The 26,035-nt window shown below is 62.5% G+C and carries 26 protein-coding genes; 13 read left to right on the top strand and 13 right to left on the bottom strand.

The window, feature by feature from the left end:
• Positions 1-75 precede the first annotated feature (75 nt).
• Positions 76-459 (top strand): winged helix-turn-helix transcriptional regulator, encoded by a 384-nt coding sequence (locus J2858_RS01325; RefSeq protein ID WP_210102955.1) that lies wholly within the window; start codon positions 76-78, stop codon positions 457-459.
• Between the two features lie 86 nt (positions 460-545).
• On the opposite strand, the gene ndk is transcribed toward J2858_RS01325, so the two are convergent.
• On the bottom strand, positions 546-968 hold the full coding sequence (ndk, locus tag J2858_RS01330; RefSeq protein WP_210102956.1) for a nucleoside-diphosphate kinase: 423 nt from the start codon (positions 966-968) through the stop codon (positions 546-548).
• A gap of 115 nt (positions 969-1,083) precedes the next feature.
• A complete protein-coding gene (locus J2858_RS01335; RefSeq protein ID WP_210102957.1) occupies positions 1,084-1,767 on the bottom strand; it encodes a glutathione S-transferase family protein in 684 nt (227 codons plus the stop codon).
• 141 nt (positions 1,768-1,908) lie between these two features.
• Between J2858_RS01335 and J2858_RS01340 the strand changes: the two genes are divergently transcribed.
• From J2858_RS01340 to J2858_RS01360, 5 genes are all read left to right on the top strand, one after another.
• Positions 1,909-2,418, top strand: a complete 510-nt coding sequence (locus tag J2858_RS01340; RefSeq protein ID WP_210102958.1) for a DinB family protein — start codon at positions 1,909-1,911, stop codon at positions 2,416-2,418.
• Positions 2,419-2,466: 48 nt separating this feature from the next.
• A complete protein-coding gene (locus tag J2858_RS01345) occupies positions 2,467-4,350 on the top strand; it encodes an ABC-F family ATP-binding cassette domain-containing protein (protein ID WP_210102959.1) in 1,884 nt (627 codons plus the stop codon).
• Between the two features lie 64 nt (positions 4,351-4,414).
• Positions 4,415-4,660, top strand: coding sequence for a type II toxin-antitoxin system VapB family antitoxin (locus tag J2858_RS01350; protein WP_210102960.1), 246 nt, complete (start codon positions 4,415-4,417; stop codon positions 4,658-4,660).
• Positions 4,660-5,052 carry a type II toxin-antitoxin system VapC family toxin gene (locus J2858_RS01355; RefSeq protein ID WP_210102961.1) on the top strand — a complete coding sequence of 131 codons (393 nt, stop codon included), beginning with the start codon at positions 4,660-4,662 and terminating at the stop codon, positions 5,050-5,052. Before J2858_RS01350 ends, J2858_RS01355 begins: the two co-directional genes overlap by 1 nt.
• Positions 5,053-5,088: 36 nt before the next feature.
• Positions 5,089-7,149, top strand: a complete 2,061-nt coding sequence (locus J2858_RS01360; protein WP_210102962.1) for a prolyl oligopeptidase family serine peptidase — start codon at positions 5,089-5,091, stop codon at positions 7,147-7,149.
• A gap of 157 nt (positions 7,150-7,306) precedes the next feature.
• On the opposite strand, the gene J2858_RS01365 is transcribed toward J2858_RS01360, so the two are convergent.
• The 4 genes from J2858_RS01365 to J2858_RS01380 form a co-directional block, all read right to left on the bottom strand.
• Positions 7,307-7,711 (bottom strand): host attachment family protein, encoded by a 405-nt coding sequence (locus J2858_RS01365; protein WP_210102963.1) that lies wholly within the window; start codon positions 7,709-7,711, stop codon positions 7,307-7,309.
• A gap of 297 nt (positions 7,712-8,008) precedes the next feature.
• Positions 8,009-8,614 carry a nitroreductase family protein gene (locus tag J2858_RS01370; protein ID WP_210102964.1) on the bottom strand — a complete coding sequence of 202 codons (606 nt, stop codon included), beginning with the start codon at positions 8,612-8,614 and terminating at the stop codon, positions 8,009-8,011.
• Positions 8,615-8,720: 106 nt separating this feature from the next.
• Positions 8,721-9,170 carry a DNA polymerase III subunit chi gene (locus J2858_RS01375; protein ID WP_210102965.1) on the bottom strand — a complete coding sequence of 150 codons (450 nt, stop codon included), beginning with the start codon at positions 9,168-9,170 and terminating at the stop codon, positions 8,721-8,723.
• Between the two features lie 7 nt (positions 9,171-9,177).
• Entirely contained in the window at positions 9,178-10,668 is a 1,491-nt protein-coding gene (locus J2858_RS01380; protein ID WP_210102966.1) for a leucyl aminopeptidase, read from the bottom strand.
• A gap of 170 nt (positions 10,669-10,838) precedes the next feature.
• Here J2858_RS01380 and J2858_RS01385 point away from each other — a divergent pair, with 170 nt between their 5' ends.
• The 7 genes from J2858_RS01385 to rsmA all read left to right on the top strand — a co-directional run bounded on the left by J2858_RS01385 (position 10,839) and on the right by rsmA (position 19,335).
• Entirely contained in the window at positions 10,839-11,615 is a 777-nt protein-coding gene (locus tag J2858_RS01385; protein ID WP_245365508.1) for a phosphatase PAP2 family protein, read from the top strand.
• 97 nt (positions 11,616-11,712) lie between these two features.
• Positions 11,713-12,894 carry an LPS export ABC transporter permease LptF gene (gene lptF / locus J2858_RS01390; RefSeq protein ID WP_210102967.1) on the top strand — a complete coding sequence of 394 codons (1,182 nt, stop codon included), beginning with the start codon at positions 11,713-11,715 and terminating at the stop codon, positions 12,892-12,894.
• Positions 12,891-13,979 carry an LPS export ABC transporter permease LptG gene (lptG, locus tag J2858_RS01395; protein WP_210102968.1) on the top strand — a complete coding sequence of 363 codons (1,089 nt, stop codon included), beginning with the start codon at positions 12,891-12,893 and terminating at the stop codon, positions 13,977-13,979. The genes lptF and lptG overlap by 4 nt, the downstream gene beginning before the upstream one ends.
• A complete protein-coding gene (locus tag J2858_RS01400; protein WP_210102969.1) occupies positions 13,979-16,309 on the top strand; it encodes an LPS-assembly protein LptD in 2,331 nt (776 codons plus the stop codon). Before lptG ends, J2858_RS01400 begins: the two co-directional genes overlap by 1 nt.
• Positions 16,310-16,487: 178 nt before the next feature.
• Entirely contained in the window at positions 16,488-17,435 is a 948-nt protein-coding gene (locus J2858_RS01405) for a peptidylprolyl isomerase (protein ID WP_210102970.1), read from the top strand.
• Positions 17,432-18,505, top strand: coding sequence for a 4-hydroxythreonine-4-phosphate dehydrogenase PdxA (gene pdxA, locus J2858_RS01410; protein WP_210102971.1), 1,074 nt, complete (start codon positions 17,432-17,434; stop codon positions 18,503-18,505). Before J2858_RS01405 ends, pdxA begins: the two co-directional genes overlap by 4 nt.
• A gap of 2 nt (positions 18,506-18,507) precedes the next feature.
• Positions 18,508-19,335: a 16S rRNA (adenine(1518)-N(6)/adenine(1519)-N(6))-dimethyltransferase RsmA gene (gene rsmA / locus J2858_RS01415; protein ID WP_210102972.1), complete on the top strand. Its 828-nt coding sequence runs from the start codon at positions 18,508-18,510 to the stop codon at positions 19,333-19,335.
• Positions 19,336-19,422: 87 nt separating this feature from the next.
• Here rsmA and gmk read toward each other — a convergent pair whose 3' ends face one another.
• From gmk to fabD, 7 genes are all read right to left on the bottom strand, one after another.
• Positions 19,423-20,094, bottom strand: coding sequence for a guanylate kinase (gene gmk, locus J2858_RS01420; protein WP_210102973.1), 672 nt, complete (start codon positions 20,092-20,094; stop codon positions 19,423-19,425).
• A gap of 3 nt (positions 20,095-20,097) precedes the next feature.
• Positions 20,098-20,985, bottom strand: coding sequence for a YicC/YloC family endoribonuclease (locus tag J2858_RS01425; RefSeq protein WP_210102974.1), 888 nt, complete (start codon positions 20,983-20,985; stop codon positions 20,098-20,100).
• A gap of 47 nt (positions 20,986-21,032) precedes the next feature.
• Positions 21,033-22,223 carry an endolytic transglycosylase MltG gene (gene mltG, locus J2858_RS01430; protein ID WP_210104077.1) on the bottom strand — a complete coding sequence of 397 codons (1,191 nt, stop codon included), beginning with the start codon at positions 22,221-22,223 and terminating at the stop codon, positions 21,033-21,035.
• Between the two features lie 141 nt (positions 22,224-22,364).
• Entirely contained in the window at positions 22,365-23,627 is a 1,263-nt protein-coding gene (fabF, locus tag J2858_RS01435) for a beta-ketoacyl-ACP synthase II (RefSeq protein ID WP_210102975.1), read from the bottom strand.
• A gap of 118 nt (positions 23,628-23,745) precedes the next feature.
• Entirely contained in the window at positions 23,746-23,982 is a 237-nt protein-coding gene (locus tag J2858_RS01440) for an acyl carrier protein (protein WP_003502080.1), read from the bottom strand.
• Between the two features lie 289 nt (positions 23,983-24,271).
• Positions 24,272-25,009, bottom strand: a complete 738-nt coding sequence (fabG, locus tag J2858_RS01445; RefSeq protein WP_210102976.1) for a 3-oxoacyl-[acyl-carrier-protein] reductase — start codon at positions 25,007-25,009, stop codon at positions 24,272-24,274.
• A gap of 17 nt (positions 25,010-25,026) precedes the next feature.
• Entirely contained in the window at positions 25,027-25,971 is a 945-nt protein-coding gene (gene fabD / locus J2858_RS01450) for an ACP S-malonyltransferase (protein WP_210102977.1), read from the bottom strand.
• Positions 25,972-26,035: the final 64 nt, after the last annotated feature.

A 26,035-nucleotide genomic window follows, 5' to 3' on the forward strand; every position in this document is an offset into this window, starting at 1 on the left:
GCCCTCATATGTTTCTATGTTTCCAAAAAGCCAATACGTACAAAACAAGCCTATAGTGTCGAAAAGGATACCATCATGGCCAAGGCACGCCATTCCCGCTTCGATTGCAGCCCCGGCTGCGCCGTGGAGGCCGCCGTCGGCCTCATCGACGGCAAATGGAAATCGGTGATCCTCTTTCATCTTCTCTCCGGCACGCTGCGCTTCAACGAGATCCGCCGCATCATCGCCAATGTCACGCCGCGCATGCTGACCAATCAGCTGCGCGAACTGGAGGAGGATGGGCTGATCATCCGCACCGTCTATGCGCAGGTGCCGCCGAAGGTGGAATACAGCCTGTCGCCGCTCGGGCGCAGCATGGAGCCGGTGCTGCTGGCGCTGAAGGGATGGGGCGATGCGCATATCGGGCTCTACGGCAAGCCGAAGGGGCATGACCCGCGCGAGACGGACGTGGCCGCCTGAAATGCAAAACGCCCGCGACAGGCGCTGTCACGGGCGTTTCGAAAAGCCTGAAGGCGCCAGTCAAACGACGCCTGCGACTGACACAATCAGCCGACGATTTCGGTTTCGGCGAACCAGTAGGCGATTTCCTGGGCAGCGGTTTCCGGAGCATCCGAACCGTGAACCGAATTTTCGCCGATGGACAGCGCGAAGGTCTTGCGGATGGTGCCTTCGTCAGCGTTGGCCGGGTTGGTGGCGCCCATGATCTCGCGGTTCTTCAGGATGGCGTCTTCGCCTTCGAGAACCTGAACAATGGTCGGGCCGGACGTCATGCCTTCAACCAGTTCGCCGAAGAACGGGCGTTCCTTGTGAACGGCGTAAAAACCTTCGGCTTCGCGCTTGCTCATCCAGACGCGCTTGGAGGCGATGACGCGCAGGCCATTGTCTTCGAAGACCTTGGTGATGGCGCCGGTCAGGTTGCGCTTGGTTGCGTCGGGCTTGATCATGGAGAAGGTGCGTTCGATCGCCATTGCCAGAAATCCTTGTTTTCTAGGGATAAGTGGGCGGTGTTTAGCCGCCCCGAATCACGAAGACAAGAGGGCCTATTGGAATTTCACGCCGCTGTCATGTGAAAGCCCGGCGCGATCAGGCAACCGCCCGGCCGACGGCGCCGTGCAGATCCAGGCACCGTTCGAACCAGAGGCTCACCGGATCATCCGCGCGAAGAGCGGCAAGCCCGGTCGTGATGCGCAGCCACTGCAGCGCGCCAAACAGGATATAGTCGGCAAACAGCGGGCCGTCGCCGCCTAGGAAGGGCTGGAATTTCAGCATGTGGCGCAAGGGATCGAGCCGGGCCGAAAGAACCGCCGTCTCCACCTCACGGTCGGCCTCGAAATCCTCGAGCCTACGTCCAAGATACTGCTCGCGGGTCGTGCGGAAATAGACCTGGTCCGTCTCGTCCAGCATGTCGTGAATGTTTTTCACCGCAAGCTTCGACAGCACCGGATGCACCAGCGTCTGCGAGACGCCCTCGACGAAACGCGACAGCGCCTTGCCGCCCTCCCCGGCAAACAGCGTCGGGCGATCCGGATAGGTGTCTTCCAGATAGAGCGCGATGTCGAAACTGTCGCGCACCAGCAACTGCCCGTCGCGCAGGATCGGCACGGTTTTCGAAAAGCCGTTTTCGATTTTCGGCACTTCAGTAAAAGGCACCGGCTTTTCGACGAAATCGAGCCCCTTGTGGGCAAGCGCCATCGACACTTTCCAGCAATGGGGCGAAAATGGCCGGCGCGGATCGCTGCCGCAGAGCGAGTAGAGAATTCTGGTCATCGGGCACCTTTGCTGTTCCTGCATGCCATTGGACCGCGCTCGCCTGAAAAGATCAAATCAGGAAATTTCATAGCAACCATCACACCTGTTTGACCGTGCCCGCTATAGGTTCGGATCCTTCAACCGACACTGGAGCCCCCCATGCCCGATCATTTCCGCATGTTTGCCGATTATAACCGCTGGGCCAATGCCCGTCTCTATGAGGCCTGCGCGACGCTCAGCGACGCCGAATTTCGCGCAGACAAAGGCGCGTTCTTTCGCTCCGCCGCGGGCACCCTCAACCATCTTCTCGTCGCGGACCGGATCTGGCTCAGGCGCTTTACCGGGCAAGGCTCTGCTCCGACCTCGCTTGATGCCCCGCTCTACGAGACATTTGCCGACCTGCGCGCCGCCCGTGCCATCGAGGACCAGCGCATCATCGACTGGGTCGATACTCTGAGCGGAGCCGATCTTGCCGCCACCATTTCCTATTCGCCGGTCTCTATGCCGGGCAAGGTCGAACTGCCGCTCGGCCCGCTTCTGTCGCATGTCTTCAACCACCAGACCCATCATCGCGGCCAGGTGCACACCATCCTCACCGCCCTTGGGCAACCTTCGCTGACACTCGATCTCGTCTATTTCCTGCTCGGGGACGGCAAGCGCTGGCAATAGGCGTGTGCCTCTCTTGCATCGCAGCAGGACTTCGGCCAAAACGCCGTCATGATCACCATTACCGACCTTTCCGCCCGCATTGCCGGCCGCCTGCTTCTCGATCACGCCAGTCTCAGCCTGCCGACAGGCATCAAGGCGGGGCTGGTGGGTCGCAATGGCGCCGGCAAATCCACCCTGTTTCGCGTCATCACCGGCGATCTGGGCTCCGAAAGCGGTTCGGTCACGCTGCCCAAGGCAGCGCGCATCGGTCAGGTGGCGCAGGAGGCGCCGGGCACGGAAGATCCACTGATCAACATCGTTCTTGCCGCCGACAAGGAGCGCACGGCGCTGATGGCGGAAGCGGAAACCGCAACCGACCCGCACCGCATCGCCGATATCCAGATGCGACTTGTCGACATCGACGCGCATTCGGCCGAAGCGCGGGCCGCCAGCATTCTGGCCGGCCTCGGCTTCGATGCGGCTGCCCAGCTTCGCCCGGCCTCTGCCTTTTCCGGCGGCTGGCGCATGCGCGTGGCCCTCGCCGCCGTGCTGTTTTCCGAGCCTGACCTTCTGCTGCTCGACGAGCCGACCAACTACCTCGATCTGGAAGGCACGCTGTGGCTCGAAGATTACGTGCGCCGCTATCCGCACACCGTCATCATCATCAGCCATGACCGCGACCTTTTGAACAATGCGGTCAACGCCATCGTGCATCTCGACCAGAAGAAGCTCACCTTCTATCGCGGCGGCTATGACCAGTTCGAGCGCCAGAAGGCCGAGAACGACGAGTTGCAGATGAAATCCAAGGCGAAGAACGAGGCCGCGCGCAAGCACCTGCAAAGCTTCATCGATCGCTTCAAGGCAAAGGCCACCAAGGCCAAGCAGGCCCAGAGCCGCGTCAAGGCGCTGGAGCGCATGGGAACGGTTGCCGCCGTCATCGAAGACCACGTGCAGCCGATCACCTTTCCGGAGCCGGAAAAGCAGCCGGCCTCGCCGATCATCGCCATCAATGGCGGTGCCGTCGGTTATGAGCCCGGCAAACCGATCTTGAAAAACCTCAACCTGCGCATCGATGCGGACGATCGCATCGCGCTTTTAGGCTCGAACGGCAACGGCAAGTCCACCTTTGCCAAATTCATCTCTGGCCGCCTGCCGCCGGAAACGGGCGATCTGCGCCTTGCCCCGAGCCTGAAGATCGGCTTTTTCGCCCAGCATCAGCTGGACGATCTCGTGCCGGAAGACACGCCGGTGGAACATGTGCGCCGCCTGATGCCGGCCGCGCCGGAAGCCAAGGTGCGCGCCCGCGTGGCGCAGATGGGCCTTGCGACGGAAAAGATGAACACCGCCGCCAAGGATCTGTCGGGTGGCGAAAAGGCGCGGCTTCTGATGGGTCTTGCCGCCTTCCACGCGCCGAACCTCCTGATCCTCGACGAGCCGACCAACCATCTCGACATCGACAGCCGCCGCGCCCTCATCGAGGCGCTCAATGATTACGATGGCGCCGTCATCCTGATTTCGCATGACCGCCACCTGATCGAGGCGACCGTCGATCGGCTCTGGTTGGTCAACAACGGCACCGTCACCACGTTCGAAGGCGATATGGAGGAATACCGCGACCTCATCGTGTCTTCGGGCAAAAAAAAAGACGAAAAGGTTGAAGTCTTAGCCGATGCCGGCAACAAGGCCGATCAGCGCAAGGCGAATGCCGAAAAGCGCGCTTCGCTTGCGCCATTGAAGAAAAAGATCAACGAAGCCGAGGCCTTGACGGCGAAACTGGAAAAACTGATTCAGGCGCTTGATCAAGAACTTGCAGATCCGGCGCTCTACGAGAAGTCTCCGGCGAAGGCGGCCGAAAAGGTCAAGCAGCGGGGCGAGGCCGCCGCCAAGCTCTCGCAGGCGGAAGAGCAGTGGCTTGAACTGTCGGCCGAATACGAAGAGGCGATGGCCGGCTGAGCCTTGCTTGTGGCAGGGCTGAATATACACTACCTTGTACCTGTATATTCAAAGGGGTGAGGCCATGCCGCTTTATGTGCGCGACGAACGGGTCAACCAGCTCGCCGAACAGGCCCAGAAAATCCTGAAGGCGCCGACCAAGACCGATGCCATTCGCCAGGCGCTGGAGCGCGTGGTGAAAGAGGACGAGCAGCGCCCGCCGCTGGCCGAGCGGCTGGAGAAGATCAAGCAGCGCTATCAGGGCATGGGATCGGTCGATCCTGATTTCGATGAGAAAGCTTTTCTCGATGAAATGTGGGGCGACATCTGATGTTCCTCGATACATCGGCCATCATCGAATATTTTCTGGATGGGCCGGAATATGACCGGATTGCCGCGGCCTTGGCAAAAAGCGAATCCGGCTTTTACGTATCGCCCACGGTCATTTTCGAGGCCACGACAGTTTTGGCCGGAAAACGTCAGATCGCCGTCGATGATGCCACAAGGCTGATCGCCAATTTTCTCGATGAGCTGAACGCCGAAATCCTGCCGATCACCGGTGAAACGGCGCGCTCGGCGCTCGAGGCCTTTTCGCGCTATGGCAAGGGTCGCCATCCGGCGCGCCTCAATTTCGGCGACTGTTTTTCCTATGCAGGCGCCAAGGCATCCGGTGCGGCCCTCCTCTATGTCGGCGAGGATTTTCGCCGCACCGACCTCGCCTGACCCGATATACATCACACTTCTACAAGGAGACGCGCCATGGATCTCTTTCTCGAAAAGGACGACGATCCGCAGACGCTGGCCTTCGTTGCCGAGCGAAACGCCCGCTCCGAAGAGGTGCTGACGACGCCGCAGATGCAGGCTGATGCGGCCGCCATTCAGGCCATGCTGGAGAGGCAGGACCGGTTGATCATCCCCACCCGGCGCGGCAACTGGCTGTTTGATTTCAACCGCTCGGCGGACAACCCGCTCGGCGTGCTGCGTCGCCTGCCAGCGGATCTCGCACCGCGTGCCGATGCGCCGTGGGAGACCGTTCTGGATGTGGATCAGTTCTGCGTCCGCGAAGGCAAGCGCTGGATCTTTGGCGGCTGCGTCACCTGCCCCTTCGAGCCGACGCGGGTGCTTTTGCGCCTGTCGGACGGCGGATCGGATCTGACGCGCTTTCTGGAATTCGACCTGGAGACGAAACAGGCGGTGGACGGCGGCTTCGACACACCGACTGTGCGCGCCCATGCGAGCTGGCTGAGCCGCGACGAGATCGCCTATTTCGGCTCGATCGATGCCGTTTCCGCCACGCAGTCCGGCTGGCCGCGCGTCGGTCGGCGGCTGCGGCGCGGCGAAGCGCCGGCAGATGCCGAGATCCTGTTTGAAGCCGCCGAGAGCGATGTCACCGGTTATGGCTTCGTCATCGACCCGACGCTCGGCGGTTACCAGGGGCCAGACCCACGGCAGATCCTTGTGTTCGTGAAAAGCCATGAGATCGGCAAGGTCAGCATCCATGTGGTGGATGGCGAGGGCGATGCGCGTCGCCTGCCGCTTCCGACCGAGATCGGCTTCGACATCAACCACAGCCATTGCCTGTGGCTGGCGAAGAACGACGAACAGGTGCCAGGCGGCAGTCTCGTCCTGCAGTCGCTGACGCCGTTCGGTGCGCAGCCGCTGTCTTCCGAGCGTCGCATTCTGGTCGAGCCTGCGCCGGGACGTTCGGTCCATCATTTCGCGCTCCTGCGCAATTTTGCCGTCTATTCGGTCAACGACCGTCTCACGCCCTCGCTCTACGTGCTGGACATCACGCGACCGGACGCGGAGCCGCAGCGCATTGCCTTGCCCGACGGCGTCGAGGCGCTCTATTTCACGCCGCTCTATGCGGATCTGCATCTGGGCGACGACACGCTGTCAGTGATCGGCTCGGGTTTCCTGACGCCGCCCACCCGCTATACGCTGTCTTTATCCGATGCGAGCGGGCGCCCGATCACGACGCCGCCGCTCCTGGTGCCGGAAGACACCTCTCCCGCCTATTTCGATGCAGAGGGCATGACGAGCGAACTTCTGGAAGCCACGTCGGAAGATGGCACCAAAGTGCCCTATCACCTCGTCCTGCCCAAGGTGTGGACGAAGGGCGATCTGCCGGTGCTGATCTATGGCTATGGCGGCTTTTCCGCCTCGCTTGGCCCGCATTACTCCGGCACCATCGGCCGGTTTGTGGAACAGGGCGGCGCCTATGTGCAGGCCTATATCCGCGGCGGCGCGGAACTCGGTCCGCAGTGGCACACGCCCGTCAAGCGCCATGGCCGTCACAAGGCTTATGAGGATTTCGTCGCCATCGCCCGTGATCTGGTGAAACGCGGCTATTCAAAGCCGTCGCGCATTGCCGCAACCGGCGCCAGCAATGGCGGCCTGCTGACCGGCGTCATGCTGACGCGCTATCCGGACGACTTCGGCGCCATCTGGTGTCGCGTGCCGGTTCTCGACATGACGCGCTTTCATCTCTTTCCGGCCGGCAAGGCCTGGATGGACGAATATGGCAATCCGGACGATCCGGACGACCGCGCCTATCTCTTGAGCTATTCGCCGCTGCATCAGATCACGCCGGCATCGGACAAGGCCTATCCGCCGCTCTACATCGAAAGCTCGAGCAATGACGACCGGGTGCATCCCTCGCATGCGCGCCGCTTTGCCAAGGCGCTGGAAGCGGCCGGTCATCAGCCCCTCTTCCACGAATTCGGCTCCGGTGGCCATGGCGGCGCCGGCAACTCGGCGGAAATGGCGCGGCGCACGGCGATGGGCTACAGTTTCCTGCGTCAGACCATTTTGAAATGACCATCTGCCTGCGGCAGCTTACACTTGTGCATCGCCATTTCGGCCGATGAGTATTAGCCAGATGCGCGTCAGGCCAACGGCCTGACGCCGCTTTGCATCCCGTTTGCGGCGCTACCCGCTGTCTGAGAAGGAGGAAGGCCGAACGCGGATCCTTCGCCTAGGCCGCAGCCAGCGCTTTCTCGATATCCTGGATCGAATGGCCGGTCAGGTCCTTGTCGAGTTCGGCGATCAGCACATCCGTGAGTGACTTGTGATAGCCCTTGCGCATTTCGCCAAGTGTGCGTGGCGATGCGACGATCACGAGGCTCTTGATCTTGCCGCTGAGCACATGGCTGTTCAGCATGGATACGACGCCGGAGCCGAACGCATCCTCGTTCTGCTGGCTGTCATCCGGATTGGCAGCGCTGCTGGGATGGCGGGCGCCGGATGAAATGACCGAATCATCGATCTCCTGCGAGTCCATGGACTTCAGCTTCGGATTTTGTGCGTCGCCATTGTTCTGGAAAAGGCTGAGTTTTTCGCCGTCTGCGACCGCAATAACCGTGTTCTGGGGAAGTTGCATCTGAGTTCTCCCTGTTCAGCAAGGCGCGTCCCGACGGGGCGGCCTTTGCCAAGTATCGATGCAAATGTAATCCCCGGGATCGTGATCCGTTCCCTGCGCCCGGTCGTTTCCCAGCGTGCATACCCGTCGAATGCGGCTGATGCGTTGGCCGCCTGCTTTGAAACGGCGCGCGCGACCAGAAGGATTTCTGCGCAGGCGCCTGCAGAACTCGTGCAAGCGAGTTCATACCGGGATGGAGAACCGGAAACCGCTTCTCCATCCCGTCTCAACGATCTGTTATGCTCCCGACGATCCGGCTCAGGCCTTGAAGACGCCGTGGACGGCAAGGGCCGACAGCGGCTGGCGCGGGCTTGGCACTTCGCGGGCTTGCAGCCCTTCCGGCAGAAGATCGGCCGGACCCTGCGTGCCGATGGCAACGGCTGCGTGCAGCACATGGTCTTCCGGCAGGTTGACGGCCTTGGCCATGGCGGCCTTGTCGAAACCGGCCATGGCATGGGCGGCAAAGCCTGCGATATGTGCCTGCAGGGCAAGATAACCCCAGGCAGCGCCGGCATCGAAGGTATGGCTGCCGTTGTCGCTGGCTTCCGTCTTGCCGGGGGCGATGAATTTCGTCGCGCTGGCAATGATCACGAGCGCCGAGGCGGTCTTTGCCCAGGTCTGGTTGAACGGCATGATCGCATCAAGGATCGGCTGCCAGACGTCATCGCCCCTCAGCGCATAGATGAAGCGCCAGGGCTGGGCATTGAAGGCGGACGGCGCCCAGCGGGCGGCTTCGAGAAGGGCCAGCAGCTCCTTCTCACTCATCGTCGCATCGGTAAAGGCCCGCGGCGACCAGCGGGCGGGAAAGACGTCTGCGACCGGGTGATCGGCCTTGCGGGTGTTGACCGGGATATTCGCGTTCATGGCATCCAGCTCCGAATGGAAAACGACCCTTCAGCTAGCAAGCCCTATTGCAGCGCACAAGGGGAAAGCCGCGCAACGGTCGAACTCAGCCCCCCCCCGCCGCCGATCAGGCCTTCTTGACCCAGCGCCCTTCCTGCGACTGCTGCCAGTAGGTAAGCTGGTGGCCTTGCGCCTTCAGCACCTTCCAGTGGCCGCGCGCGCCCGAAAGCTGGGCTGCGTCATATCCGTCGAAAAGAAAGACGACGCGTTCATAGGCGGAAAGATCGGCCGGCTCGGCGCCATCCACCAGAAACCGCACCGTTGCCCCATTGTGGTTGGCGTCCGTCACCGTCAGGAGAACCGGCTGGTGCTCGGCCATCTCCCCCTGGTCGGTGCCATGCGGGAGAAAACTTTCCTCCCGATAGGTCCACAGATGCTGGTCGAGCGCATCGCGGCGCGCCTCTCCCACCGTCTGAAGCACGACGCGCCAGCCCCGTTCGACGCTTTTTTCGAGAAGCGCCGGCAGCGCTTCTTCGAGCTTCGATTCGGTCAGATGGTAGAAGAGGACCTCGGTCATTCGGCCATCACGCCTCGTAGCGGTCGCGAACCAGCTGGTCGAGCAGGCGCACGCCATAGCCGGATCCCCAGGACTGGTTGATCTCGTTCAAGGGCGAGCCCATGGCGGTGCCGGCGACATCCAGATGCGCCCAGGGCGTTTCGCCGACGAAGCGCTTCAGAAACTGCGCAGCGGTGATCGAGCCCGCATAGCGCCCGCCGCTGTTCTTCATGTCGGCGAATTTCGAATCGATGATCTTGTCGTAATCCTTGCCGAGCGGCATGCGCCACAGCTTCTCGCCGCTTTCCTCGCCGGCGGCGATGAGGCTGTTGGCCAGGTCGTCGTCGTTGGAAAACAGTCCCGCCTGCAGGTTGCCCAGCGCCACCAGGATCGCGCCGGTGAGCGTCGCCAGGTTGATCATGAAGCGCGGCTTGAAGCGCTCCTTGGTGTACCAGAGCGCATCGGCCAGCACGAGGCGGCCTTCCGCATCGGTGTTGATGATCTCGATCGTCTGACCCGACATGGAGGTGACGATATCGCCGGGACGCTGGGCATTGCCGTCGGGCATGTTTTCCACAAGCCCGATGATGCCGATGGCATTCACCTTCGCCTTGCGGGCGGCCAGCGTGTGCATGAGGCCGGTGACGGCGGCAGCGCCGCCCATATCGCCCTTCATGTCTTCCATGTTGGCGGCCGGCTTGATCGAGATGCCGCCGGTATCGAAGACGACGCCCTTGCCGACAAAGGCAAGCGGCGCCTCGCCGTCTGCCCCGCCGTTCCACTGCATGATGGCCATGCGGGCGGGACGCGCCGAGCCCTGGGCAACGCCGAGCAGCGCGCCCATGCCGAGCTTCGCCATCTCGGTTTCCGTGAGGATTTCCACCGCAACGCCCAGCGATTCGAGCGCCTTGGCGCGCTCGGCAAATTCGACGGGACCGAGCACGTTCGGCGGAAGGTTCACCAGCTCGCGGGCGAGATTGACGCCATCGGCCACCGCCTGCGCCGAGACCATGCGCTCCGAGGCCGCCTGATGGGCCGCCGTGACGATGGTGACGGTGACGGATTTTGCCGCCTTGTCCTCGTCATCCTTCTTCTTTGTCTTGTAGGCGTCGAAAGCATAGGCGCGCAGCAGGAGGCCGGTTGCGAAATCCACAGCCTTTTCCGGCGTGATGTCCGTGCCCGGGGCATCGAGAAACACGGTGACAGTCTCGGCGCGCTTGACGACGCTCGATGCCTTGCCACCAGCGCGCAGCCAGTCATAGGCCGTCAGTTCGTCCGCCTTGCCAAGCCCGATCACCACGACCCGGTCGAAGGGCGACTGATGCGGCGCCAGAAGGTCCAGCACGCCCATCTGCTTGCCCGAAAAGCCCGCAATACCGGCCGCACGCGTGATGACACCGCCGGGATCAGTGACGGAATGGCCTGACGGCGCGTGATCGCCCGACAGCTGCAGCGCGATGGCAAGACCGCCATCGGCAGGAGCGGAGGGCGCGAAACGGATCGTATACTGAACAGACATGGTATCTCCGGAGGCAGAGGATATGGTCACTCGCAAGGGGCCAATCTGGGACGATGGCGCGTGAACGGCAAGGGTTGCGGCAAAAAGGTTCCACACCGGCGTCGCAATATTGTCATCGAGCTCTCTTACCCGCTAATATGACGTGCACCGATTTCCGAGGCTTACCTGTTTTGACATACACGTTCCAGTCACGCGGTCAGTTTTCGGGACGCCGCGTCCTCGTCCTCTTCCGGCGACCTGCAACCTGGCTGATGACGCTGATGGCGGCCTGGTGGTTTCTGCTTGCGATCTTTTATGCCTTCCCCACGCTCGACATTCACGTGGCGCGCACCTTCTTTACCGAAACCGCCTGCGGCGGCGAGCTGGTCACCGGGCGGATCTGCGGCCTGTTTCCCTATTCGCAGCAATGGCTGCTGATCATCCTGCGCAAGGTTTTCTTCTACCTGCCGGTCACGGTCGCCGGTCTGCTGCTGATCCTGCTCATCCGCAACCTGCAGCACCATGGCGCGACCTATGATGCGGGCGCGACACGCCGCTATTCGATTGCGCTCGTGTCCTTCGTTGCCGGCCCCTATGTGCTGGTCAACCTCGTCCTGAAGACGATTTCCGGGCGGCCACGTCCTTACCAGACGGACCTGTTCGGCGGGGCGGACATCTTTACCGCTGCCGGCACGCTGGATGGCGCCTGCACCAACAATTGCTCGTTCATCTCGGGAGAAGCGGCCGGTGCCGGCTGGCTCGCCTGTCTGATCGTCCTGATGCCGCCGCCGCTGCGGCCGATCCTCGGGCCGCCGCTGTTTGCCATCTGCCTGATCCCGCCGGCGCTCAGGATTTCCTTCGGCGGCCACTATCTGTCGGACGTGATGCTCGGCTTCCTGTCGTCCTGCGTCGTCTATGCCGCCGTTGCCACCTATTTCCAAATGACACAGCCGGAAAAAAAACAGTGAGCACAAACGGCTTTGTGAAAAAGTCACTGTCGCCATGGCGGCGCAAATTGCATAGAACGCACATCGTGGCCGCAGTGAAGCGACGTACCGGATCAGAATGAAGCTCCTCGAACTCTACATATTGCGGCGATCCTTCCAGATGTTCCTGGTCACCCTCGTTCCGGTGCTGACCATCATCTGGACCATCCAGGTTCTCGGCCGCATCAACCTCGTCACCGATACCGGCCAGTCGATGGGCTCGTTCGCGACGCTGGCGACGTTCATCCTGCCCACCATCATCCCCGTCGTCCTGCCTTTTGCCGTGGTCATCGGCATCACGCAGACGCTGAACGCCATGAACAACGATTCGGAAATGGCCGTCATCGACGCCGCCGGTTCGCCCCGCATGGTGCTCTATCGGCCGGTAATGATGATGGCTGTCGGTCTTGCGGCACTGTCTTTCCTCATCACCAATTTTGTCGAGCCAGCCTCGCGCACCAGCGCCCGCGAAATGGTGGCAGAAGCCTATGCGGACCTTCTATCCTCGGTCATTGAGGAAAAGACCTTCCGCAGCATCGAGGACGGTCTGTATGTCCAGATTTCCGAGCGCCATTCGGGCCGCGTGCTGAAGGGCCTGTTCCTCGTCGATTACCGCGATCCCAACTGGGATCTCATCTATTATGCCCGCGAAGGCTCCATCGACGACAGCGGAACGACGCTGACCATGCGCGACGGCGAGGTGCACCGCAAGGCAAAGGACGGCCGCATTTCCGTGGTCAAGTTCCTGTCCTATGCCTTCGACCTCTCTTCCATGACCGAATCGACAGGTAACGCCACCGTCTATGCCGGCGACCGCAGCCTCAGCTTCCTGATCAACCCGGATCCGACCGACAAGGCCTTCCTCGCCTCGCCCGGAAGCTTCCGCGCCGAGTTTCATCGCCGCATGTCCGACTGGATGCTGCCGGTGGTGTTTGCCCTGGTCTCGCTGGTAGTGGCCGGCAGCGCCCGCTCCAGCCGTCGGGCGCGCCTGCATCCGATGGTGTCTGCGCTGATCATCGCCTTTGCCATCCGCTGGCTGAGCTTTTACGTGTCGAACGGCGCAAAGAACGACGCAAGCTTCGTGCCGCTCGTCTATCTGGTGCCGATCGCCTCTGCGCTGATTGCGATTTTCATGCTGGCCACCAACCGCCAGCTGAAGATGCCCGCATTCGTCTCCCATGCCGCCGGCCACTGGATGAACCGCGCCGAGCGACGCCTCACACGGGTGATGGCCGGTACCAAGGGGAGCGACAGCCGATGATCTCGCGCACCCTCAGCTGGTATTTCTTCAAACGCTACATCATCACCGCGCTCTGGTTCTTCCTCGGCGTCTGCGGCATCATTTTCCTCGCCGACTTTTCCGAGACGAGCCGGCGCATGTCGAATTTCGTCGGCTATACGGTGCCGGGCGGCCTGCTGATGAGCGCGCTTCGCCTGCCGCTGATCTTCCAGCAGACGGTTCCGACGCTGACCCTCTTCATCGGCATGACGACGCTGATCACGCTCAACCGCCGCTCCGAACTGGTGGTGGCGCGCGCGGCCGGGCTTTCCGTCTGGCAGTTCATCATGCCCTTCGTTGCCGGTGCCTTCCTGATCGGCCTGTTTGCCACCATGGCCATCAATCCGCTCGCCGCCTGGGGGCAGAATCAGGCCTCGAACATCGAGACGGACTGGCGCAAGGCGAGCAATGCCGAACGCAGCAGCAATTTCCTGCCCTGGCTACGCCAGATCAGCAAGGATGACGACACGATCATTGGCGCAAAAAGCTACACGAAGGGCGGCAGCGAACTGAACGGCGTGGTGCTTTTCCACTTCGACCGCAACGCTCGCGTCATTCTGAGACAGGATGCGGCGACGGCGACCTTGGAGAATGGTTACTGGAAGCTTAATGACGTTCTCGAAACGCGCAGCGACGCGCCGCCGTCCCGCAAACCGGTCGTGGAAGTGCCGACGAACCTTCGCAAGGAATTCCTGCAGGAATCGCTCGCCAAGCCGGATAGCGTTGCTTTCTTTGACATTTTAAGAAAAATTGAGGTAGCCCGCTCGTTCGGTATCTCCACCAAACCGCTGGAAACGCAATTTCATTCGCTTCTGTCGATGCCACTTCTTCTGGTGGCAATGACATTGATCGCCGCAACCGTTTCTCTCCGTTTCAGCCGCATGGCGCAGTCGCGCTCGGTGATTCTGGGTGGCATCGTCTGTGGCTTCGTGCTTTATGTTGTAACCGTGCTCGTAAGGGCATTCGGGAGCAGCGGGGTTGTTCCGCCATTCGTGGCCGTCTGGATTCCAGTCGTCGTCGCCATGGCGCTTGGGGCAACGATCCTGCTTCATCAGGAGGATGGCTAGTGGCGGTAATTGACCGCGGGAATATCAGACGGCTTTTTGCGGCCCTGCTGACCAGCACGGCTGTGACACTTGTCGTTGTTGGCCCCTCACCTGTCATGGCCCAGAGCACGCCTCTGGTGCCGGAGGCCGCGGATGGAGCGAAGATGCTCCTGCGCGCCAATGAACTGACCTATAACCAGGATATCGAGCGCGTTACCGCCGTGGGCGGCGTGCAGATCTATTACAATCGCCACCGCATGGTCGCCCAGCGGGTGGAATACGACCAGAAGACCGGTCGCGTCATGGCGACGGGCAATATCGAGCTGATCGAGCCCGACGGCGCGCGTATCTATGCCGATTCGATGGACGTCACCGACAATTTCGGCGAAGGCTTCGTCAATGCGCTGCGCGTCGAGACGACAGACAATACGCGCCTGGCTGCCGAAAGCGCCGAACGCCTGCCCGACGACAAGATGGTGCTGAACAACGGCGTCTATACCGCCTGCCTGCCCTGCGCGCAGCGGCCGGACAAGGCGCCGCTCTGGCAGGTGAAGGCGCAGCGCGTCATCCGCGACGGCAAGAACCACACGATTCGCCTCGAACACGCCAAGTTCGAACTGTTCGGCATGCCGATCGGCTATGTGCCCTTCGTCACGGTTCCCGATGAAACGGTCGAGCGCAAGTCGGGCTTCCTGTTTCCGCGCATGAGCCTGACCGACAAGCTCGGCTTCGGCACGACGGTTCCCTATTACCAGGTCTTCTCGCCCAGCATGGACGCGACGATCAGCCCGACCTACTATACCAAGCAGGGGCTGCTGCTGCAGGGCGAGATCCGCAACCGCTTCGAGACGGGCGACCACATCCTGCGCTTTGCCGCCATCGATCAGCAGAGCCGCAACACCTTCGACGCGGGCACCAGTGACCAGCGCGCCAGCACGCGCGGCATGATTGCCTCCAAGGCGCATTTCCAGATCAATCCGCGCTGGGCCTTCGGCTGGAACGTCATGGCGCAGACGGACAACAACTTTTCCAAGACCTACCGACTGACCGGCGTCAACTCGACGCCGTTCACCAACGACATCTACCTGACGGGCCTTGGCAACCGCAATTCGTTTGACCTGCACAACTACTATTTCGACGTGCAGGACAATACCTATTCGCGCTTGGCCGAAAAGCAGCAGGCGATCGTCTACCCGGTCATCGACTACAAATACTATTCGCCGGAGCCGGTGCTGGGCGGACAGCTGTCGATCACATCGAACTTCACCAACCTGTCGCGCCGCGAAGACGACTTCTATCAGGAAGGCGGAGCGACCCGCTTCCGGGGTCTTGAGGGCAGCTACAGTCGCTTCACCACCGAGGCCGAGTGGGAGCGCACCTTCACCTCGGACGAAGGTCTGCTGCTGACACCGCTTCTGGCAGCCCGTGGCGATGCGCTGCGCGCCACCGGCTCCTCGACGCCGAGCTTCAAGGGCGTGACCTATGATGGCGATTACAGCGGCGACAATGCCGATACGCGCTACATGCTGACGGCCGGCCTGGAGGCTCGCTACCCGATCCTGATGACCACCGGCAGCAGCACGCATGTGATCGAACCGATCGCCCAGCTGTACGTCCGTCCCGACGAGCAACTGGCCGGCGGCCTGCCCAACGAGGATGCGCAGAGCTTCGTCTTTGATGCGACCTCGCTGTTCGAACGCGACAAGTTCTCCGGCTACGATCGCATCGAGGGCGGCACGCGCGCCAATGTCGGCCTTCGCTACAACGGCTCCTTCGACAATGGCATCGGCCTTCGCGGCATCGTCGGCCAGTCCTACCAGCTGGCAGGCCTCAATTCCTTCTCGACGCCGGATCTCGTCAATGCGGGCGCCGAATCGGGCCTTGAGTCGGATGTCTCCGACTTTGTCGGCATGGCTGCCATCGACCTGCCCAAGGGCTACAGCCTGTCGCTTCAGGGACGCTTCGATGAAAAGAGCCTTGACCTTCGCCGCGCCGACGCCGCCTTCAGCTACAACATGGCGCGCATGAGCGGATCGCTGGTCTACACCAATATCCAGCCGCAGCCGGAATACGGCTCGGTGGACAAGGGCGAATACCTGAAGTCCAGCAACAACCTGCGCGTCAACGAAAACTGGTCTCTGGCAACGTCTGCGACCTGGGACATGAACAAGCAGGAAGTGATCCGGCGCGGCATCGGCATGACCTATGCCGACGAATGCACGGTCTTCACGCTGGCCTATAGCGACGAGCCGGCCAATACCGATCCGAACGACTGGACGATCACGGCACGCCTCACCTTCCGCACGCTCGGCGAAATCGCCGTTGGATCGGAAGACAGCAGCGACAACTGACCGGCCTTGGCAAAGACCGGCGCTTTTGCGAAGCCTTCGGGCAAAACGCAGGGCTCCGGTCCTGCGGGCCTTGCGAAGGTCATTGTTTCGCCGCATGAATTATGCAATCGAACGCCATGGACAATACCGCATGAGCGGGCGGCCCCTGAAGGGGACGCCCCACCGCAGGAAGGGACGAATGATGTTTGCCAGCATAGCCTTGCGCCGGATGGCACTTGCCGCGACCGCACTCGCTGCCTCCCTCGTCGTGGCACCGCTAGAGCAGCAGGCTTTCGCCGCAAGCCAGATCGCGGCCGTCGTCAACAAGACGCCGATCACCAGCACCGATGTCAGCAAGCGCGTCGCCTTCCTGAAATTGCAGCGCAAGACCGGCAATCTGCAGAAGATGGCCCGCGACGAGCTGGTTGACGAAGCGCTGAAGCGCGAAGAGATCGCCCGCGTGCGCATGTCGGTGAGCACCGACGAGGTAGACAAGGCCTTCGGACGCTTCTCGGCCAGCAACAAGATGTCGCCGGACCAGATGGCGCAGATCCTCGACAAGGCCGGCGTCGGCGTCGATCACTTCAAGGCCTTCATCGCCGTGCAGATGAGCTGGCCACGCCTCGTCAACGCGCGCTACGGCTCGGGCGGCAAGATGTCGTCGGAAGAGCTGGTCAAGCGCATGATGCAGAACAAGGAAAAGCCGGTCACCACCGAGTATTTCCTGCAGCAGATCATTTTCGTCGTTCCGCCGGCCAAGCGCGGGGCGATCCTCGGCAAGCGCAAGGCGGAAGCCGAAGCCTCGCGCTCGCGCTATCCGGGCTGCGATCAGGCCAAGGACTTTGCCAAGAGCATGCGGGACGTGTCAGTGCGCAGCCTAGGCCGCGTGATGGATCCGGAACTGCCGGGCGAATGGCGTCCGCTGATCGAAAAGGCCTCTGCCAATGGCACGACGGCCACGCGCGAGACGGAGCGCGGCATCGAGTTCCTGGCGATCTGCAACAAGCGCCAGGTGTCTGACGATGCCGCCGCCGAAGTCGTCTTCCGCGCAGAAGATATCGGCAAGCAGGAAAAGAACGGCGCCAACCCGAATGACGCCAAATACCTCGAGGACCTGCGCAGCAAGGCGCAGATCGTCTATCCTTGAGCGCGCTCAAGGACGTATCGTCCGGGGCTCTTGAAGGCGACGACCGGCCGCTGGCGCTGAGCCAGGGCGATCCGGCCGGCATCGGCCCGGATATTGCGCTGGCCGCCTGGGCACGGCGCCTTGAACTCGGCCTGCGACCTTTCCTTTACATCGGCGATCCGTCCGTCTTGGCGGCGCGCGCCCGTCTCATCGGGATGGACGTGCCGTTTCGCGAAGCGGATGCCGGAAGCGCCGCCTCGCATTTCGCCGATGCGTTTCCCGTGCTTCCCGTGCCGATCGGTGCCGAGATCGAGGCGGGACGGCCGCATGTCGCCTCCGCCCGCAGCACGATTGCCGCCATTGAAACCGCCGTCAGCCTCTGCCTTGCCGGCAAGGCTTCGGCGGTCGTCACCAATCCGATTGCCAAGTCCGTGCTCTACGAGGCCGGTTTCGGCTTTCCCGGCCATACGGAATTTCTCGCCGATCTCGCCGCAAAAGCGACCGGAACGCCCGTCACGCCTGTAATGATGCTGGCCGGCCCGAAGCTGCGCGCCATTCCGGTGACCATCCATATCCCGCTGAAGGACGTGGCAACGGCGCTGACGCAGGATCTTCTGCTTGAGACCTGCCGCATTGCCGATCACGATCTGCGTCACCGCTTCGGCATGGCGCATCCGCGGCTGGCGGTGGCCGGGCTCAACCCGCATGCGGGCGAGGACGGCGCCATCGGCATTGAGGATCGCGATCTCATCGAGCCCGCCATCACGCTGCTGCGTCAGGAGGGCATCAATGCCTTCGGCCCCCTTCCCGCCGACACGATGTTCCATGACGAGGCGCGCGGCCGCTATGACGTGGCGATCTGCATGTATCACGACCAGGCGCTGATCCCGGCCAAGGCGCTCGGGTTTGACGATTCGGTGAATGTCACGCTCGGCCTGCCCTTCATCCGCACCTCGCCCGACCACGGCACCGCCTTTGGCCTTGCCGGCAAGGGTGTGGCGCGCGAAACGAGCCTCGTTGCCGCGCTGAAACTCGCAAGCCGGCTGAGCGATACCGCGCTCCACAGCGGCGCACCGCAGGGCCAATCCTGACAATGGCGACACTCGACGGTCTTCCGCCGCTGCGCGATGTCATCGATCGCTTTGGCCTTGATGCGAAAAAGGCGCTCGGGCAGAACTTTCTGCTCGATCTCAACCTCACCCAGAAGATTGCCCGCACGGCAGGCCCGCTGGAGGAGACCACCGTCATCGAGGTCGGCCCCGGCCCCGGCGGTCTCACGCGCGCCATCCTGTCGCTTGGTGCCAAGAAACTGATCGCCATCGAGCGCGATGCGCGCTGCCTGCCGGCGCTTGCCGAAATCGGTGCTCACTATCCCGGTCGCCTCGAGGTGATCGAGGGCGATGCGCTGAAGACGGATTTTGCGTCGCTCGTGCCGGAAGGCCCGGTCAAGATCATTGCCAACCTGCCCTATAATGTCGGCACGCAACTGTTGATCAATTGGCTGCTGCCGCCCGTCTGGCCGCCCTTCTGGCAATCGCTGACGCTGATGTTCCAGAAGGAAGTCGGTCAGCGCATCGTGGCCGGCGGCAATGACGACCATTTTGGCCGGCTCGGCGTCCTCTGTGGCTGGCGCACGCAGGCGCGCATGGCCTTCGACGTGCCGCCGCAGGCATTTACGCCGCCGCCGAAAGTCACCTCCACCGTGGTGCATCTGACACCGCGCGAAACCCCGATGCCCTGCGACGTCGCAAAGCTGGAGCGTGTGACGCAGGCCGCCTTCGGCCAGCGCCGCAAGATGCTGCGCCAGAGCCTGAAGCCGGTTGGCGGCGAAGCACTTCTCAACCGCGCCGGCATCGATCCGGCCCGGCGCGCCGAAACGCTGTCGGTCGAAGAATTCGTCACGCTCGCCAACCTGATCTGAGTGTTGATTGTCTTACGGAAAAGGGCACCGCATCGCAGGATGCCGGTGCCCTTTCTGTTTGTGGCGGAAGCGATGTGGCTGGGCTTCTCAGCGGGCGGAAAGCTCAGGCTCTTCCTGCAGAAGACTTTCGACAAAATCGAACAGGCCGTAGCGGCGGTCGCGGCGGATGCGCTCTGCCTTGACGATGCAGCTCACATGGCCGAATGCCTCATCCAGGTTGTCGTTGACGATGACATAGTCGTATTCGCGCCAGTGGGCGATTTCGGCGCGCGAATTGAGGAGACGGGTGCGGATCACCTCCTCGGTATCCTCCGCCCGCCGGTGCAGCCGTGACTGCAGCTCCGCCATCGAGGGCGGCAGCACGAAGATCGAGACGATATCGGCCTTCATCTTGTCCTGCAGCTGGAGGGCGCCCTGCCAGTCGATGTCAAACAGCATGTCGCGGCCGGCCGCCATGGCGGCTTCCACGGGCTCGCGCGGCGTGCCGTAGAAATTGCCGTGCACCTCGGCCCATTCCAACAGTTCGCCATTGTCCCGCATGCGCTCGAACTGCGGGATGGTGATGAAGTGGTAATGCTTGCCGCCGATCTCGCTGGAGCGCTTGGCGCGCGTCGTGACGCTGACCGAGATTTCCAGGCTATGGTCGTCGCGCAGGAGGTTTCCGGCGATCGTCGACTTGCCCGCCCCCGATGGCGAGGACAGGACCAGCATCAGGCCGCGACGGGCAATCTTGACGGGTGATGACGGCGCCTGGCTCATGCGCTACTCCAAATTCTGGATCTGTTCGCGAAACTGGTCGATGACCACTTTCAGCTCTATACCAGCAGCCGTGACCTGAGCCGAGTTGGATTTGGAACAGATCGTGTTGGATTCACGGTTAAATTCCTGGGCCAGAAAATCGAGCCGCCGGCCGACCGGGCCGCCCTTGGCCAGAAGCTCGTCGGCGGCTGCGACATGCGCCTTCAGCCGGTCCAGTTCCTCACGCAGATCGGCCTTGGTGGCCAGAAGCGCGGCTTCTGCGTAGAGCCGGTCGCGGTCGAGGCCGCTTCCGGCGTCGAGCAGTGGCGCAAGCTGCGCAGACAACCGCCGCAGCGCCTCCTCGGGCGTGCGCGACGGGTCCTTCTCGATCGCCTGCGTCAGGCTCTCGATGCTGCGCACCTGCTGGTCGAGAATGGCGGCAAGGGCCGCCCCTTCCCCAAGCCGCATGTCCACCAGATCATCGAGCGCCGCTTCGAGCCCGGCCATGACGGCAAGGTTGCGCGCCTCGGTGGCGTCCGGTCCGTCTTCGGCTTCGCGGATATCCACCAGTCCGCGGATCGACAGAAGGCTGTCCAGCCTGAGCGGCGAAGGATCGACGAGATCGCCAAGCTCGGTGCGCAGCGCCAGAACCGCGTCGAGCGCCTCGCGGTTGACGACCGCCTCCATGCGCGCCTCGGCAACCGACAAGGACAGGCTCGCCTGAACATTGCCGCGGTTGAGGCGCACCGAAATGGCCTTGCGGATGTCGTTTTCCAGAGGCTCGAGGCCCGGCGGCAGGCGCAGGCGCACATCCAGCCCCTTGCCATTGACCGAGCGCAGCTCCCAGGCAAAGCGATAGCGCCCGACCGCGCCCTCATGCCGGGCAAAGCCGGTCATGGACTGAACGTTCATGCGATAGTCCTCAAAAGGCTGGCGGCAGCCACAGGGCTGCCGCACTGTTAATTGTTTGCGGGCTTTTCCGCCTCGGCGCCGCCGGGCTGGCCGTCAATCACTTCCGAATCGGCCGTGCCGGCGGCGGGGCGCTGCGCCTCGATCTGGCGCCAGCGGCGCACATTGGCATTGTGCTCGTCAAGCGTTGCCGCAAAGGCGTGGCCACCGGTGCCGTCCGCCACGAAATAGAGATCCTTGGTCCGCCACGGATTGGCCACGGCCTCCAGGGCCGCGCGTCCCGGATTGGCGATCGGTGTCGGCGGCAGGCCCTTGATCTGATAGGTGTTATACGGCGTCTGCTTGTCGAGATCGGCGCGCGTGATCGGACGGTCGGCCGGCTTGCCCGCCCCGCCGAAGATGCCGTAGATGATCGTCGGATCGGACTGCAGGCGCATGCCCTTGTTCAGGCGGTTGATGAAGACGGAGGCGACATGGGCGCGCTCGTCGTCCTTGCCGGTTTCCTTCTCGACGATCGAGGCCAGCACGATGAATTCCTGCTTGGACTTGATCGGCAGATCCGGATCGCGCTTGGCCCAGATCTGGTCGATCAGGCGCTCCTGTGCGGCCTTCATCTGCGACAGGATTTCCGCGCGCTTGGTGCCGCGGGAGAATTTGTAGGTGTCCGGACGCAGGCTGCCTTCCACCGGCTTTTCCTGGGGCAGATCGCCTTCCAGGACCGGATCTTCGGCAAGGCGCGCAAACATCTGCTGCACCGTCAGGCCCTCGGGCAGAGAGACGGAATAGAGAATGGACTTGCCCGATTCGAGGACTGCGGCGACGTCCTTCATCGAGGCGCCGGCCTTGATCTCGTATTCGCCGGCCTTCAGCGTCTTGGTATCGCCGAGATAGGTATCGGTGACGTAGCGGAAGATGCGCGCATCCGAGATGATGCCGTTGCGCTCCAGCGTCTGGGCGATCTCGACCAGGCCTGCGCCCTGGCGGATGACCACATGGCTGTTGGTCTCCAGCGGGCCGGGCTTCTGATAGGTGTTGATGATGTAATAGAACCCGGCAATGCCGACGACGCAGGCCAGCACCACCATGGTCATCAGGAAATTCAGGAAGATGACGATCTGGCTGCGGGCCTTCTTCGAACGCCGCGGCGGCTCCGGCACGCGTTCCGGCTTCAGCGCCTCGTTCGGCGATTTCGGAATGATGGGGCCGCGGCCGGTTGGATCGGCGGCGCGCCCTGAAGCCATCTCGCTGCTGTTGGTCGGATCAGTCACCGGCACTCCTTCTGAGACTTGCGCATTGCATGAGCTCTTGCTCAAGCAATGCGGCAAAAACAGGGTTCAGAAGACGACAGCCCGGCAGAGACGTCTACCAGACCCGTCTGTCGTTCAGCCTTCGTAACGGCGCAGCACGAGCGAAGCGTTCGTGCCGCCGAAACCGAAGGAGTTGGAAAGTGCCACATCGATCTGGCGCTTGCGCGCCACATGCGGAACGAGATCAATCTTCGTCTCGACATCGGGATTGTCAAGATTGAGTGTCGGCGGAGCGACATTGTCGCGGATGGCCAGCGCCGAGAAGATCGCCTCGATGGCGCCTGCCGCCCCCAGAAGATGGCCGACGGCGGACTTGGTAGACGACATCGACACCTTCGACGCCGCATCGCCGACGAGACGCTCGACGGCGCCAAGCTCGATCGTGTCGGCCATGGTCGAGGTGCCGTGGGCGTTGATATAGTCGAGATCGGACGCCTTCAGCCCGGCGCGCTTCAAAGCAGCGGTCATGCAGCGGAAAGCACCATCGCCGTCCTCGGAGGGCGCGGTGATGTGATAGGCATCGCCCGACAGGCCGTAGCCGATCACTTCCGCATAGATCTTGGCGCCGCGTGCCTTGGCATGCTCCAGTTCTTCCAGAACCACGATGCCGGCGCCCTCGCCCATCACGAAACCGTCACGGTCACGGTCATAGGGGCGCGAGGCCTTGGTCGGATCGTCATTGTGCTGGGTGGAGAGCGCCTTGCACGCGGCAAAGCCCGCGAGCGAAATGCGGCTGATCGGGCTTTCCGCACCGCCGGCCACCATCACGTCCGCATCACCAAAGGCAATAAGACGGCTGGCATCGCCGATGGCGTGGGCGCCTGTCGAGCAGGCCGTCACCACCGAATGGTTCGGGCCGCGCAGCTTGTGCTTGATGGAGACGTGGCCGGAGACGAGATTGATCAGGCGTCCCGGAATGAAGAAGGGCGAGATGCGGCGCGGGCCCTTGTCGCGCAGCGTATAGCCGGCCTCGACAATGCCTTCGATGCCGCCGATGCCCGAACCGATCAGCACGCCGGTGGCGCATTGGTCCTCGTTGCTTTGCGGATGCCAGCCGGCATCGGCCAGCGCCATGTCGGCGGCGGCAATGCCGTAGACGATGAACGGATCGACCTTGCGCTGCTCTTTCGGCTCGACCCAGTCGTCGGCGATGAAAGCGCCTTCAACCGCGGCATCCGTGGGGATGCGGCAGGCAATCTTTGCCGGAAGATCGTCGGTTTCGAATTCGGTGACCCGGCGCGCGGCATTCTGGCCAGCGATCAAGCGTGACCAGCTGATTTCCGTGCCGCAGCCAAGAGGAGATACCATCCCGGTACCGGTGATAACGACACGCCTCATGCCAGCGTCCCACCCCCGCATGTACTAGCTTATATCAGAATATCGAAGCGGCCCGAGCATGCCGGGCCGCCCATGAACCATCACCCGAAAGGGCGTGTTCTTCAGATATCGATCGAAATCAGGCCTGGGCCTTCTCGATGAACTTGACGGCGTCGCCGACCGTCAGGATCGAGTCAGCAGCGTCGTCCGGAATTTCAACGCCGAATTCTTCTTCGAAAGCCATGACGAGTTCGACGGTGTCGAGCGAGTCGGCGCCCAGATCGTCGATGAAGCTCGCGCCTTCGACAACTTTGTCGGCATCGACGCCGAGATGATCAATGACAATTTTCTTAACGCGCTCTGCGATATCGCTCATGTCGGTTTCCTCGACCTTTATCTTTCCGGACTGCCACACAGGCATCCGCACCCTGTTGAAACCCTTGACCGCCTTTTGCTGAGGCCGGTTCGAGGGCAAACTCGCTCACCCGAAACAAGACTGTAAACTTTCAATGCGCAAATTGCACCAAGTCCGTCAATATTCGGGGTGACTGTTCACAGTCATGGCCCGCTTAACACGGTTTTAACGTACCGCAAAGCCAGAAATTGTCCCGCCGCCCCGCCACCAACAGGCAATACTGCTGGAGCGTGCGGCGGGTCCAACCCATTCAGATCATTGCCATGCCGCCGTTGACGTGCAGCGTCTGACCCGTGACGTATCCGCCTTCGTTGGAGGCAAGATAAAGAACGGCGGCAGCGATATCGGCGCCGACGCCCATGCGCTTCATCGGGATGACACCGAGGATGCCTTCCTTCTGCTTGTCGTTGAGCTTGCCCGTCATCGCGCTTTCGATGAAGCCGGGCGCCACACAGTTGACCGTGACGTTGCGGGTGGCGATTTCCTGGGCGAGCGACTTCGAAAAGCCGATCATGCCGGCCTTGGAGGCGCAGTAATTGGCCTGGCCCGGATTGCCCGTCACGCCGACGATGGACGTGATGTTGATGATGCGGCCAAACCGGCGGCGCATCATGGGATGCGTCAGTTCGCGCGTCAGGCGGAAGGTGGCCGTGAGGTTCACTTCCAGCACCGAATCCCAGTCCTCGTCGCTCATGCGCACGAAGAGGCCGTCCTTGGTGATGCCGGCATTGTTGACGAGAATGTCGACGCCGCCCATCTCGGCTTCGGCCTTTTCGCCGAGTGCCTTGACTTCGGCGCGGTCGGCAAGGTTTGCCGGGAAGACGAAAACGCGCTCGCCAAGCTCGGCGGCAAGCGCCTCGAGCTTTTCGGCGCGCGTGCCGTGCAGGCCCACAGTCGCGCCCTGTTTGTGCAGCATGCGGGCGATTTCCTCGCCGATGCCGCCGGTTGCACCCGTTACCAGGGCCTTGCGGCCGGTCAGATCAAACATGGTTTATCCCTTTGCAATCAGCCGAGGAGTGTCTTCAGAACGGTGTCGATGTCGGCCGGTGTGTTGACGGCGATGCCGGTCACCGACTTGTCGATGCGCCGCGCAAGGCCGGTCAGCACCTTGCCGGTGCCGATCTCGTAGAGCGTCGTGACATCGTTTGCGCCGAACCATTCGACGGTTTCGCGCCAGCGCACCTGGCCGGTCACCTGGCTGACCAGAAGCTGGGCGATCTCGTCGGCATCACGCACCGGGGCCGCGCGCACATTGGCAATCAGCGGCACGACAGGATTGTGCTTTTCCACCTTGTCGAGCGCGTGGCTCATGGCGTGGGCGGCCGGCGCCATCAGGTCCGAATGGAAGGGAGCGGAGACCGGCAGCATGATGGCGCGCTTGGCGCCCTTTTCGGTCGCAAGCACCGCAGCCTTTTCGACGGCGGCCTTCGAGCCGGAAATCACCAGCTGACCGCCGCCATTGTCATTGGCGATCTGGCAGATGCCGGCATCGCGGGCGGCTGCGCAGGCAGCCTCAACATCGGCATGCTCCAGCCCGATGATGGCGGCCATGGCGCCTTCGCCGACGGGAACCGCCGACTGCATGGCGTCACCGCGGATGCGCAGGAGCCGCGCCGTATCCGAGAGCGAAAACGTGCCGGCGGCACAGAGCGCCGAATATTCGCCGAGCGAATGGCCGGCCACGTAGGACACGGTGTCGGCAAGCTTCAGGCCACCGGCCTCCAGCACGCGCAGGACGGCGATCGACACCGCCATCAGTGCCGGCTGGGCATTGGCGGTGAGCGTCAGCGTTTCTTCCGGACCGTTCCACAGGATGCCGGATAGCTTCTGGCCCAGCGCCTCATCGACTTCGTCGAAGACGGCACGGGCTTCAGGAAAGGCCTCGGCCAGATCCTTGCCCATGCCGACAGTCTGGCTGCCCTGGCCGGGAAATGTGAATGCAATGCTCATGGGATGTAATTCCTTCCCTTTTTTGCCTTTCCATTCACATTCTATGCGCCCAAGTCAAGGCCGG

The organism is Neorhizobium galegae (assembly GCF_017877135.1).
GTDB classification, from domain to species: Bacteria; Pseudomonadota; Alphaproteobacteria; order Rhizobiales; family Rhizobiaceae; genus Neorhizobium; species Neorhizobium galegae_A.